General features: G+C 62.2%; 12 protein-coding genes. 3 read left to right on the top strand and 9 right to left on the bottom strand.

From position 1 onward, the window contains the following. Window positions 1-32 precede the first annotated feature (32 nt). On the bottom strand, window positions 33-2231 hold the full coding sequence (locus OIU37_RS12330) for a transglycosylase domain-containing protein (RefSeq protein WP_264257592.1): 2199 nt from the start codon (window positions 2229-2231) through the stop codon (window positions 33-35). 204 nt (window positions 2232-2435) lie between these two features. On the opposite strand from OIU37_RS12330, the gene OIU37_RS12325 reads away from it, so the two are divergent. Then, complete coding sequence (locus OIU37_RS12325; RefSeq protein WP_171601113.1) at window positions 2436-2912, top strand: YcgN family cysteine cluster protein; 477 nt, start codon at window positions 2436-2438, stop codon at window positions 2910-2912. Between the two features lie 87 nt (window positions 2913-2999). Here OIU37_RS12325 and OIU37_RS12320 read toward each other — a convergent pair whose 3' ends face one another. Further along, complete coding sequence (locus tag OIU37_RS12320; RefSeq protein ID WP_180693393.1) at window positions 3000-4961, bottom strand: elongation factor G; 1962 nt, start codon at window positions 4959-4961, stop codon at window positions 3000-3002. 129 nt (window positions 4962-5090) lie between these two features. Further along, window positions 5091-5651, bottom strand: a complete 561-nt coding sequence (locus OIU37_RS12315; protein ID WP_180693392.1) for a TetR family transcriptional regulator — start codon at window positions 5649-5651, stop codon at window positions 5091-5093. Window positions 5652-5755: 104 nt separating this feature from the next. Between OIU37_RS12315 and OIU37_RS12310 the strand changes: the two genes are divergently transcribed. Then, window positions 5756-6670, top strand: coding sequence for an SDR family oxidoreductase (locus tag OIU37_RS12310; protein WP_240602316.1), 915 nt, complete (start codon window positions 5756-5758; stop codon window positions 6668-6670). Window positions 6671-6758: 88 nt separating this feature from the next. Here OIU37_RS12310 and OIU37_RS12305 read toward each other — a convergent pair whose 3' ends face one another. The 5 genes from OIU37_RS12305 to OIU37_RS12285 all read right to left on the bottom strand — a co-directional run bounded on the left by OIU37_RS12305 (window position 6759) and on the right by OIU37_RS12285 (window position 10969). Then, a complete protein-coding gene (locus OIU37_RS12305) occupies window positions 6759-7811 on the bottom strand; it encodes a fatty acid desaturase (protein ID WP_264258468.1) in 1053 nt (350 codons plus the stop codon). Window positions 7812-8107: 296 nt separating this feature from the next. Beyond that, window positions 8108-8251, bottom strand: coding sequence for a hypothetical protein (locus OIU37_RS12300; RefSeq protein WP_003557866.1), 144 nt, complete (start codon window positions 8249-8251; stop codon window positions 8108-8110). A gap of 413 nt (window positions 8252-8664) precedes the next feature. Beyond that, the gene (locus tag OIU37_RS12295) at window positions 8665-9000 is read right to left on the bottom strand and encodes a hypothetical protein (protein WP_319004722.1); all 336 of its coding nucleotides are present in this window, start codon (window positions 8998-9000) and stop codon (window positions 8665-8667) included. Window positions 9001-9094: 94 nt separating this feature from the next. After that, complete coding sequence (locus OIU37_RS12290; RefSeq protein ID WP_171601109.1) at window positions 9095-9472, bottom strand: hypothetical protein; 378 nt, start codon at window positions 9470-9472, stop codon at window positions 9095-9097. Window positions 9473-9568: 96 nt separating this feature from the next. Further along, window positions 9569-10969 (bottom strand): MFS transporter, encoded by a 1401-nt coding sequence (locus tag OIU37_RS12285; protein WP_171601108.1) that lies wholly within the window; start codon window positions 10967-10969, stop codon window positions 9569-9571. 123 nt (window positions 10970-11092) lie between these two features. Between OIU37_RS12285 and OIU37_RS12280 the strand changes: the two genes are divergently transcribed. Continuing rightward, the gene (locus OIU37_RS12280) at window positions 11093-12055 is read left to right on the top strand and encodes a LysR family transcriptional regulator (RefSeq protein ID WP_180693389.1); all 963 of its coding nucleotides are present in this window, start codon (window positions 11093-11095) and stop codon (window positions 12053-12055) included. A 4-nt stretch (window positions 12056-12059) separates the two neighbouring features. Here OIU37_RS12280 and OIU37_RS12275 read toward each other — a convergent pair whose 3' ends face one another. Then, complete coding sequence (locus OIU37_RS12275; protein WP_171601106.1) at window positions 12060-12440, bottom strand: VOC family protein; 381 nt, start codon at window positions 12438-12440, stop codon at window positions 12060-12062. Window positions 12441-12458: the final 18 nt, after the last annotated feature.

Raw genomic sequence — 12458 nt, 5'->3', positions numbered from 1 at the left:
GATTTCGGGATCGGGGCGCCAGATGCTGCCGGCTATTCCACGCTCGCCACCTTCGCCGGCGCGAGCGGGGTGGCATCCTTCAGCTTTTCGCCGAGCTTCTTGAGGATGCCAGTCGATTGAACCGACAGCATGCGCGGCCGGATGAGCTGCGGCAATCCGTCCTGCGGCTTGGCGGCGGCGGTTTTGGCGAGATCCTTTTCCGAGGGCAGGGGGTTTTCGACGCCGGGGATGGCCCGCAGCGTGACACCCTGATGGGCGTAGTCCATGGCGCGTTTGAAGGTCATCGCCGGCAGCGAACCGCCGGTCATCTCGTTGGTCGAGGTGTAGTCGTCATTGCCGAACCAGACGGCGCAGGTGTAATTGCCGGTGAAGCCGACGAACCAGGCGTCGCGATAGGCCTGGGTCGTGCCGGTCTTGCCGGCCGTCAGGATGCCGTTGTCGAGGGCCGCCTTGCGCGCAGTGCCGACATAGGGAACGCGCGACAACATCTGGTTCATATAGGCATCGGCCTGTTCGGAGAGCACACGCTTCGGCGCCGGCTCGTCGCGGTCGAAATCGTAGAGCACGTCGCCGTCGTAATCGAGGATCTGGGTGATGCCGTGGCGGCGCGACTGGTAGCCGCCGGCCGGGAAGGTGGCATAGGCGGTCGCCTGGTCGAGCACCGTCACCTCGGAAGTGCCGATCGGGATGGTGACGTCGTCGCGGATCGGCGTTTCGACGCCGAGGTTTTTCGCCATCGCCCGGATCGGCTGAATACCGAGTTTTTCCTTGGCGAGCCGCACCGGGATCGTATTGATCGACTGGGCGATCGCGGTCTCGAGCGTGATGCGGCCGACATAGCGATTGGCATAATTGTGCGGGCTCCAATTGCCCCAGTAGATCGGCGCATCGACGATCGTCGTCTGCGGCGTCATGCCGCTCTCCATCGCCACCGCATAGGTGTAGACCTTGAAGGAGGAACCCGGCTGGCGCAGCGCCCTGGTGGCGCGGTTGAACTGGCTCTCGCCGTAGTCCCGGCCGCCGACCATGGCGCGCACGGCACCGCCGTTTTCGATCATCACCATCGCGCCCTGCTTGGCGTGATAGGCCTCGCCATATTCGCGCAGCGACGTCTCGACCGAATCCTCCGCCGCCTGCTGGATGCCCATGTCGATCGTCGTGCGCACGATCAGCGAATGCTGGTGGAAGCGTGACGAAAGCCGCTGCACCTCGTCGAAAGCCCAGTCGAGGAAGAAATCAGGCGATTCCACCTCGTTGCGGTCGACGACGGTGGCCGGATTGCGCCGGGCAGCGATCACCTGGCCCTCGGTCATCAACCCGCTCTGCACCAGATTGGTCAGCACTTCGTTGGCGCGGGCACGCGCCGCCGGCAGGTTGACGTGTGGCGCATATTTCGCCGGCGCCTTGAACAGGCCGGCAAGCATGGCGGATTCGGCGAGATTCACATCGGTGATGTTCTTGCCGAAATAGAATTGCGCCGCTGCGGCTGCGCCAAAAGTGCCGCCGCCCATATAGGCGCGGTCGAGATAGGTGGAGAGGATTTCCTTCTTGGAAAGGTTCGCCTCGAGCCAAAGCGCCAGGAACGCCTCGGTGACCTTGCGGTCGATCGAGCGTTCGTTGGACAGGAACAGGTTCTTGGCGAGCTGCTGGGTCAGCGTCGAGCCGCCTTGGACGACTTCGCCGGCGCGCGCATTCTCGCTCATGGCGCGGAAGAGGCCGATGAAATCGATGCCGAAATGGTCGAAGAAGCGCCGGTCCTCGGTGGCGATCACCGATTTGATCAGCGAATCCGGCAGCTCGTCGATCGGCACGGAATTCTGGTGGATGACGCCGCGATGGCCGATGACGTTGCCGTAGCGGTCGGTAAAGGTGACGGCGAAATCGCCGCGGTTGCGCCAGTCTTCCTTGGTTGCCTCGAAGGCGGGCTGGGCAAGCAGCAGCATCAGCACCGAGCCGGCCGCTCCGAGCGTCAGTCCTTCGCCGGCAAGTTCGAAGACCATGCGCTTCCAGCCGCGCACGCGGAAGCGGCGGAAGAAAATGGTAATGTCTTCCCAGATCTCGGCGGCGCGGAAGCCGGCGTTCCAGACGGTCGAATCGATCCAGGAATCGATGCGCAACAGAATGTGACGGCTCTTCGCCGGCCGCTTTTTCGCTGCCTCGTTCGCCGCTTTTCCGGGCCTTTTTTCTGGCCCGTTTTCTGGCCCATTTCCTGGGTTGTCCGGATCCTGCACGTCCTGTATTCCCGCCTGATCGCGCTTCTGTCATATCCGACGAAAGCGCGAGGCCCGCATATGGCCGCAAAGCTCTCCGATACCAGGAGAGAATTCTCCGAGTATCAGGAGTATGCTGAAGGATTGATTGATTTTGCGGCTGATAACAAGAGAGATGCATCAGGGTCACGCGAATTTGCGGGTCGCTGTTGCAAGAAACGAACGATGAACGATCTGCCCTTCTGGAAGAGCAAGACGCTTGCCGAAATGACCGTTGCCGAGTGGGAAAGCCTTTGCGACGGCTGCGGCCTCTGTTGTCTCAACAAGATCGAGGAATGGGATAGCGGCGATATCTATTTCACCTCGGTCAGCTGCAAGCTGCTCGATGGCGAAAGCTGTCGCTGCTCCAGCTATGAGAACCGCTGGGATTTCGTGCCGGACTGCGTGCAGCTGACCAAGGAGAACGTGCCCGACATCGCCTGGCTGCCGCCCACCTGCGGCTACCGGCTGGTCAATGAAGGCCGCGACCTCTACTGGTGGCACCCGCTTGTCTCCGGCGATCCCGAGACGGTCCATGCCGCCGGCATTTCCGCCCGCGGCCGCACCATCAATGAAAATGAGATCGATATCGACGATCTCGAGGATTATGTCGTCGACTGGCCGCTGACCGTTGGCGCGAAAAAGGATGAAGAGGAAGCCTAACATTACAGTTGCCCACCTTGCACGACGGCGAATTGAACCTTCATCCGTCATCGCATGGTCGCTTTGGCGACGGGCGCATCAAGCCCTTCAGTGTGCGGCGCCTGGTCCCTCGTGTGCCCTCACGATGGCGTCCGCTTCCTTGCCGTAGAGCTCCTCGAAGTGATCGAAGGTCTTGGAAAAGTAACCAATGCCCTGCGTCGCCGAGCGCAGCGCCCGCGCCAGATCGTCAAGTGCGCCGCCCGGAATGAGTGCCCGGAAGATGTCCCATCCCTTAGCGGTTTCATCCCGGTCGAAGCCGAGAACCTGACCCTTGAGAGCGGAGACGATCTGGACGAGGCTGCCCGAATAGATCGACGGAATGTGAATTTCGCTGCGGAAGACCGGTTGCATTAAAACGGCCGACCCTTCGGAAAGCGCCTGTCGCACTCCCATTTTCGACGCAGTCCGGAAGGCGTGTTCCGAACTGTCGACGGCATGGTGCTGACCATCGTACAGCGTTACGCCGACATCGATGACCTGGAAGCCTAGCGGCCCTTTCTCCATCGCTTCGCGCGCGCCTGCTTCGACAGCAGGGATGTAGTTGCGCGGAACGACGCCACCCTTGACGGTTTCGCTAAAGGTGAAGCCCCGGCCGCGCTCATTGGGGCGAATGCTCAGCTTCACATCCGCGAACTGTCCGGCACCGCCGGTCTGTTTGCGGTGACGGTAATGAACCTCAGATGGTTTCGCAATTGTCTCGCGGTAGATCGGGCTGGGCGTTCGATCGGTTACGGCGATGTGAAACACGTCGGACAGGGTTCGGCAGAGATCGCGCAGATGCACCGGCCCCTGGGCGCAGACGAGCTGGGCGCCGGTGCTTTCCTCCTGCAGGACCGTTAGGCCGCGATCCGTCGCGGAAAGTTTTGCCAGCGTTTCGGAGAGCTTGTTTTCATCGCGCTCGCTGCCCGGGACTAGGATCCTTTCAAGCATCGGCGTGGGTGGCTCCGTCCATCCAGGCGGGGCGACCACCGCGTCTGATGTCAACAGCGAAGGGACGGGCAAGTGGTCGGACTTGACCGTCGCAAACACATCCCCCGACGCAGGCACAACCGCCGAATTGGACCGCCCGTTTGCGAGATGCTGTACGGCGCCGAGGCTGGAGCCGCCCAATGATGCGCCCTGCCGCAGTCCCTCGCCAAGCGCGCGCACCAGCACTGTCTTACCGACATTCTGGCGATGATAGGCATGGAAGCTCACGGCGGTCAGCTTGTTTTCATCGACATTGCCCGCACGAGCCAGGCGCTGTCGAAGAACCGTGACCGGCGGCGCCTCGTGGCGCAGCGCCTTCATCAGCCTCATCATGCCGTTGCCGTGACTTGCGGCACCGATCAGGACTGGAATAATCCTGTTTTCCCTGAGAACCCGCGATGAAATGGCATAGAGCGCGTCGCTGGGCGGCTCGCGATCTTCGATCAGTTCCTCGAGAAGCCAGTCATCGAATTCGGACAGGTGTTCCAGGAGCTCGCTGCGCGCTTCGTGCTCGCGCTCGGCGGCGCTTTCGGGGATTGCGATCAGCGCCGAAGTCTGGCCTTCCCGGTAGCGCCACGCCCGTTCGGAAATCAGATCGCAACTACCTATGATCCTGTCCCCCTCGCGGATCGGGATCTGGCGAAGCAAAAGCGTGTGGTTGGCGTAGTCTTGAAGCGCGGCGATCACGTCCCTCAGCCGCCCTCTGGGTTCGTCCATCCGGTTGACGAAGAGGATGCACGGCGTCTCCGAGGCCTCGATTACGCGCAGATAGGGCGCGGCGAGCACAGCCTCCTCGGGTGCCGATGAAACGCACAGGATGCAGGCGTCGCTGGCAAGAAGCGCGTGCTGTGCATGTGCCAACGCTTCATTGGGTCCTGGCGCATCCAGCGCACACCACGCCTCGTTTCCAAAGGTGAATTCTGTGAGGTTCAATCCATAAGGGGAGCTGGATTTTCTCGCCGCCCCTTCCAGGGAGCCGAGCTTTTCCACGACTGTTGATTTTCCGGTCTGCGAAGGTCCAAGCACGGTAAAGCAGCGCATCGGCATTCCTCCAACTGCCATAAACACAACTTTCAGCCATCATAGGATGCCCTGAACCGCTGCAAGGCGCCAGAGGTGTTCAGTTTCACAATGCTTTGACCTGGACTTGCATTTGAGGCTGAGCGGGGATCAGGGCTTCACTGCTGTCAGGAAGCGCTTCAATTCCGTCTCCACATAGGCAGCCACCGGGCCGTCTGCGCCAAATCCCCACCAGGTGAGCGAACCCTGCCATTGCGCCAGCATCAGCCGGGCGATCGTCTCAGGATCGCTCGCCGAGCTGAAGCAGCGTGCGATCGCTTTCGTCAGCGCCGTTCCCCAGGCTGCACCCCGGGCCCGCAGCACCGGATCGCGGAAATCCTCGCGCAGCACCAGCAGTCCCTCGCCATAGGCGGCGGCATTGTCGCCGTAATCCTGCGACAGGCCGACGAGCAGCGCCACGGCGCCTTCCGGGGTTTTCGCCACGCTCCCGGTAAGCCGCGCCGTTTCCGCATCCAGCCGGTCCCAGGCGTGAAGCAGCGCAGCGCGCAGCATCGCCGCTTTCGTCGCGAAACGCTGCACCAGCGTCGAACCAGAAAGACCGCTGGCTTTCGCCACCGCCGCAAAGGTCGCCGCATCCGGCCCCTCGGCGTGGATCAGCGCCAGCACCATGGCGAGAAGCTGTTCATCGGACAGTGTGCGGCGACGCGGCATGAAATTCCTCTTGCATTCGTTTCGAATGTAAACGATCATTCGTTTATATACAAGGCGCGCCGGATGAACTAGGCGCACTCCGTTCTAGCGTGGAGGATCGAGAAGTGACAGCAAACTTGCGGGAGAAAGTAGCTTTGGTGGCAGGTGCAACGCGCGGCGCCGGCCGGGGCATTGCGGTGGAACTCGGCGCCGCCGGCGCCACCGTCTATGTCACCGGGCGCACGACGCGCGCCCAGCAATCCGAATATATCAGGCCGGAGACGATCGAGGAGACAGCCGAGCTGGTGACGTCAGCCGGTGGCAAGGGTATCGCCGTGCAGGTGGACCATCTGGTCCAGCAACAGGTCGAGGCACTGATCGCCCGCATCCGCGGCGAAGCCGGCCGGCTCGATATTCTCGTCAACGACATCTGGGGCGGCGAGAAGCTGTTCGAATGGGACAAATCAGTCTGGGAGCATTCGCTGGACAAGGGCCTGCGCATGCTGCGGCTCGGTATCGAGACGCATTTGATCACCGCCCATTACGCCCTGCCGCTAATGATCGAGCGGCAGGGCGGGCTGCTGGTCGAGGTGACCGACGGCACGGCCGACTATAACGCCACCCATTACCGGCTGTCGCCCTTCTACGACCTCGTCAAGACAAGCGTCACCCGCATGGCCTGGGCGCATGCGCAGGATCTGGCAAAACACGGCGCCACCGCCATTGCCATCACGCCCGGCTGGCTGCGCTCGGAAATGATGCTGGATGCCTATGGTGTCAGTGAGGGGAACTGGCGCGAGGCGACGAAGGTACAGCCGCATTTCGCCATTTCCGAAACCCCACGCTTCGTCGGCCGCGCCGTTGCGGCCATCGCCGCCGATCCCGACCGCGCCCGCTGGAACGGCCGGTCGCTGTCGAGCGGTGGAGTGGCCAAGACCTATGGCTTCGACGATATCGACGGTTCGCGGCCGGATTGCTGGCGCTACATGCTGGAAGTGCAGGAGCCCGGCAAACCGGCGGATGTGACAGGCTATCGCTAGAACGGGATGATTTTAGTGGAGCAATTCCAGGAGCAAAAGGGTAGAGCGGCTCCGCGCTTCCGTGAAAGTTAAACCGCTCTAACGCCCGTTATCGTGCCGTGGCAAGCCGTGCCGCCTCGCGAAACGAAACCAGCCGCTTCGTCTGTTCGTCCCACAGCACCAGCTTGACGCAACGCAGGCTTTCCATGAGCGTGATGCGACCCAGGTCGGCAAGCTCAGGATGATCTCGCAGCACCTCCGGCAGCCGGTAGTAAGGCACCCGGCTCGACAGATGATGCACGTGGTGGATGCCGATATTGCCGGTTATCCACCGCAGCACTGGCGGCAGGTCGTAATGCGAGGCGCCGTGCAGGGCCGCATGCTGGAACTGCCAGTCCGGCTCCTTCGACCAATGTGTTTCCTCGAATTGATGCTGCACGTAGAACAACCAGACGCCGGCAGCACCTGCCAGAAGCACGGTCGGCAGATGCACCAGTAAAAAGGGGACGATCCCGACCGCCCAGATCAGCACCGCGGTGACCACCGCGATGGCAAGATTGGTCGCCATGGTTGAGATCCAGGGCAGGGCGCCGGAGCGCATCATGCCGAAAGGCAGGCGCTGCTTGAAGAGGAACAGCCATGCCGGTCCGATCCCGAACATTACGATCGGATGTCGATAGAGCCGGTAGCCGAGCCGGCCCCAGCGCGACAGCGCGTTATATTCGGCGATCGTCAGCGTTTCGATATCGCCAACGCCGCGTTCGTCCAGGTTCCCGGCCGAGGCGTGGTGTTCCGCATGCGCCCGGCGCCAGTAGTCGTATGGCGTCAGCGTCAGGATGCCGATCGTGCGTCCAACCCAGTCGTCGACGCGGCGACGGGCAAAAAACGAGCCGTGGCCGCAATCATGCTGGATCATGAACAGCCGGAGCAGGAAAGCAGCGGCGGGAAGGATGAGGATCAGGCCGGGCCAGAAACTGTAATGAACCGCTGCCCAGGCGGCAGCCCAGAACAGCGCGAAAGGGACGACGGTGACGGCAAGCTCGAAGGCGCTGCGTCCGGCCCGCGGCTGGCGATATCCGGCAAGGATCTTCAACCAGCGCTTTTCAGCGAAAAGCTCGGCATTCTCCCGGGATCGCTCCGGGTTTTCGTCAGCCTCGCCCAAAGGGGCCACTTGGATTTCCTCGCACTCGCTGCGGCGCGCAGATTCGATCACAGAGTGACGCCGTGAAAGGCGGCGATCGCCGAAAAGCCGAGTGCAATCACTACGGCCGAGCGAATGAGGAAGAGCGGATAGTCGAAGTTGTACATTGTATGAAGACTGGTCATGGTTGCAGCGATTCCTGTTTTTCTAAAGACATGTCAATGGGCGTAATGTCACGCCGGCGCGTCCGTGAGGACGCACTATCACTTGCGCTGTTACGCGCAGCGAGGGCGAGAGCGGCGGCTCGTTAAGAGGTTCTATTTCTTTGGAGCACTGCCCTGCGGGGCGGTTTTGGTCGCCGTCTTCATCTGGTTGGCGAATGTGCTTTCTACCTTCGCTTCCTGCTTGTCCTTTTTCGGCTTCCGGACCTCGCGATTGCTTCTTACTTGTCCTTTTGCCATCGATAAAATCTCCCTTTAGATCGAAATTGAAAGCCGCAGCCTGCGTGGTATTCGCCCCGCTTGTCGGTCGCGATCGGAGATCGCGGGATCGTCATGAGGGGCAACCCGACAACACCGGGCCGCAGGGATGGAATGAAAATGATGCCTGCTGAAACCGCATCGCAGTCTGGAGGCGGATGACCGGAGAGGTCACCGAAAGCCAAACCCGACGTTGAGACGGGACGTCACCATGCTTTCGCGATCGGGAAAATGGCGGGGCCGGAAACCCGGTCACCGCAAATGCCGCATCGGCCAAATCAGCGAGCCCTGCTTATAGAGTAAAATTGAGGTGCCATTAAGGCCGCCGCCGCAGGAAAGCCATATTTCCACAGGGGATACGTGCCGCGCAACGAGGGATGAATTTTGCGACGCGCTTAGTCATTCACGGGAAACAGGCGGATCAGCTTCGATCTTTCCATCTCCGCCAGGCCTGATGCCGACATGATGCCGCGGGCCAGACAGAGTTCTATGTCCCGTCCGATATCGCGCGGCACAAGCATACCGCCGGCCTTGAGCAGGCGGTCTGTCATCGACAGAAGCAGGTCCACCTTCGCCTGGCAGCCATCGATTTCCAGGAGCGCCACCCGGCGCTCCCTGTCGATGTCTGCAAGATTTCTAGCCTGCTCGCGTTGTTGGTAAGCCCCGAATTGCACCCATCCGAAATAACCGGCCGCTGCGGCGCAGATACAAAGCAAAAGGGTTTTTCGCACAATACTCCTTAGGAGCCGGCGGCTCACTTGCCGCTAGAACATCAGTGAGAGCATGATGTCGTCCGAAAACCGCTCACACTTTTCGGCATTTGCTCTAGCCGGCGGCGCGTCTTTCGCGGGGCAATCCCTGTATCGCATATCGGTTAAAGACGGGGGTTACCGGTTTCGGCGGCGTCTTCGGCTTGCCGAAATGGTGTTCGAGCGCTTGTGAGAGCATGGCCGGCGAGGTGACGCCCTCTTCGAACAGCCTGATCAACAGTATGGCCGCGACGTTGAAGACACGTTCGTTGCCGATTAGGATTTTGGCGTCGTAGCCGGCGTCGTTGAGCACGCCCTGCAGCATGTCGAGATCGGCCGAAGTCAGATGCGGCTTTTCGAAAGTGGAAGACATCGGTCCTCCTTTCATCGGGGCAAGGGTATAAAAACCCTCAGTCGGCAGCGCCCTTACACTGGCTGCCGAAGTTGCGACCATGCGCCTTTCACCCAGGCAAAGCAACGGGATTCTTGCAGCAGATATCGCTCCGGTTCATGAGCAGCCCGCACCGGTCAGGGTGCGGGCCGATGACGGTTATTCCGCCGCCTGATAGGTGGGGCTCCGGGCGGCCGATGTTCGCGGCCCGGCGGCTGCAAGCAGGGTGATCGCCACCGCAAGCAGCGCCACGAACGCGATCCCGGCGACATAGGGGTTCCAGCCGAAATGCGGTGCGGCGCCGAAGACTGCCGAGGCGGCCGCAAGCACAATGCCGCCGCCGATCTGGAAGGAGGCAAAGAGCAGTCCGGAAGCAAGCCCCGACTTGTCGTCCTCCACGTCGGAAAGGGCTGCGACCTGGACCGAGGGGTAGGTCATGGCGTAACCGAGGCCGAGCGGGATCTGCGAAAACAGCACGAGCAGGATCGGGTCGACATGGCCGAGTGCTGTCACCCAGAAGATATAGCTGAACGCTTGCAGGCCGACACCCGCCGCCATCAGCCCGGTGGCGCCGCGATTTTGCGCGAGCGTCGCAAAACGTGGCGCCAGGAACATCACGAAGACGCCGCCAAGCGCAAAGCAGAAGCCGGTTGTGAAGGCCGACCAGCCGATGACGTTCTGATAATAGAGCGTCGCCAGGAACTGGAAGCCGACATAGGCGCCCTGGAAGAGCGCGGCGATCGCATTGGCATGCCGGAGCTTGGCCCGGCGGAACATGCCGAGCGGTACCATCGGATCGGCATGCCGCGCTTCGACCAAGAGGAAGAGCAGGATCAGCACCAGCGACGCGACAAGCGAACCCCAGGTCGCAAAAGCCTGCCAGCCGGCGGCCGCAGCATTGGTGATGCCGAAGACGAAGAGCAGCAGCCCGGGTGTGATCGTCAGCGCGCCGGCCCAGTCGAAGCTCGGCCGCGGTCCCGTCCTTTTGGGATCGGCCGGCAGCGCCAGCGGCGCAAGAAGGAGCGTCAGGATGGCGACGGGCGCGCCCATGACAAGCGTCGCCCGCCAGCTGAAGATCGTCGCGGCACCGCCGAGCACCATGCCGAGCACGAAGCCGGTGGCGCCGGTCGAGGCGAAGACGCCGAGCGCCTTTGCCCGGGCGGTTCCCTCGCCGAAGACGGAGAGCAGCAGCGCAAGGGCCGCAGGCGCGGTAAAGGCGGCGGCGATGCCCTTGACCAATCGGGCGGCGATCAGTGTCGGCCCGCTGTCGACGAAGCCGCCGGCGATGCTGGCGGCAGCAAAGATCGCCAGCGACCAGAGGAAGACGCGGCGGTGGCCGAAGACATCGGCGACCCGCCCGCCGAGCAGCAGGAAGCCGCCATAGCCGAGTACATAGGCGCTGACGGCCCATTGCAGCGATGTCGCCTCCATGCCGAGTTCGGCCTGGATGGCAGGCAAGGCAACGCCGATGGTGGAGACGTCCATGGCGTCGAGAAAGTTGGCGGTGCAGAGCAGCAGCAATGCCAGTCCCGCCCCACCTCGCGATTTGGAAAGTGTCATCGAAATCGTTCCTTCGTTGCTGCCGCCTCATCGGGGGAGGTTGCCGGGCGGCAGGGAACGAGAAAATGTACAGCTTCCATTCCTATTGCAAATTGATAGTAGCCATGCCAGGTATTACTCACGATGATGAATGATGCCACTCTTCGCAAGATCGACCTCAATCTGCTGCTGGCCTTTTCGGTGCTGATGCAGGAGCGCAATGTCAGCCGCGCCGCCGAGCGGCTGCTGCTTGGCCAGCCGGGCCTGTCGGCTGCTTTGCGGCGCCTGCGCGAGGCGCTGGACGACGAATTATTCGTGCGTGTCGGCCGCGGCCTGCAGCCGACGCCGCGCGCCCTTTCCATCGCTCCGGCAATCGAGGATGCGCTGTCGGGCATCGAGCGCGCCATCCGCCCGCAGGCCGAATTCGATCCGGCCAGCTGGCAGGGCGAGTTCCGCATCGGCATGTGCGACAATCTCGAATCGGCTTTCTTCGGCCCGCTCGCCGCCCGTCTTCTCCAGCTTTCACCCGGTGCCCGGCTGATCGGCATCGCTTCCGAAAAGCGCGATGCCGCGCGCCGGCTGGATGAGGGCGTCTTCGACTTCAGCGTCTCCGTGCATGACGAGCCGGCCTCCTGGCACATCCGAGCGCCACTGTTCGATCAGGCCTCGATCTGCATTTACGACGACGCCCAGCTCCGGTTGAAGGCGCCGTTGAGCCTCAGGGATTTCGCCAATGTCGCCCATGTCACCGTCTCGTTCGAAGGCAATGCCGCGACCAGCATCGACATCGCGCTGAGCCGCACCGGTCACGTCAGGCAGGTGGTAGCGACCGTGCCGCGCTTTTCTGCCTTGCCGACGGCGCTTCGGGCCATGCCCGCCATCGCCACCGTGCCGGAATCGATCGGCCGCTGCATGGCGCAATTGCATGGGTTGACGATCTGCCAGCCGCCGCTTCCTCTGCCCGCCGATCCCGTGACGATGCTCTATCGCCGCGTCGACCAGGCCGACGGCCGGGCGCGCTGGTTCCGCCGCCTGTTTCTGGACGTCGCCAGCCAGGCGCTCGAAGCCTCCGGCTGCCGCGTATCGATATCGAGAGTTGCCGCCTGATCTTTTAGATCTCGCCTTTGTGAAAATACGCTTCGAGGCGATAGCCGTCCGGGTCGATGATGAAGGCGGCATAATAGAAGCGCCCGTAATCCGGCCGGATACCCGGTTCGCCGTTGTCCGTGCCGCCGGATGCAATGGCCGCCGCGTGAAAGGCATCGACCGCGGCCTCGTTCGGCGCGACGAAGCAGAAATGCAGCCCCGATCGTATGTCGGCAACAACAGGCTGTTCAACCTGCATCACCCAGAGCCCGACCGTTTCCGGGCCGTAGCCGATCATGGTGTCGGAATTGGACAGACGCTCATATCCGAGCGGTGCCAGTGCCGCATCGTAGAAATGGCGGGCTCTTTCCAGGTCTTTTACGCCGATGGAAATATGATCGAACATGGACTGCGAACTCCCTAT

It is taken from the genome of Rhizobium sp. BT-226 (assembly GCF_025847085.2).
In the GTDB taxonomy this organism is placed as follows: Bacteria; Pseudomonadota; Alphaproteobacteria; order Rhizobiales; family Rhizobiaceae; genus Rhizobium; species Rhizobium sophorae.
The sequence above is the reverse complement of the archived record's forward strand: the minus strand, read 5'-3'. Positions and strand labels throughout refer to the sequence as shown.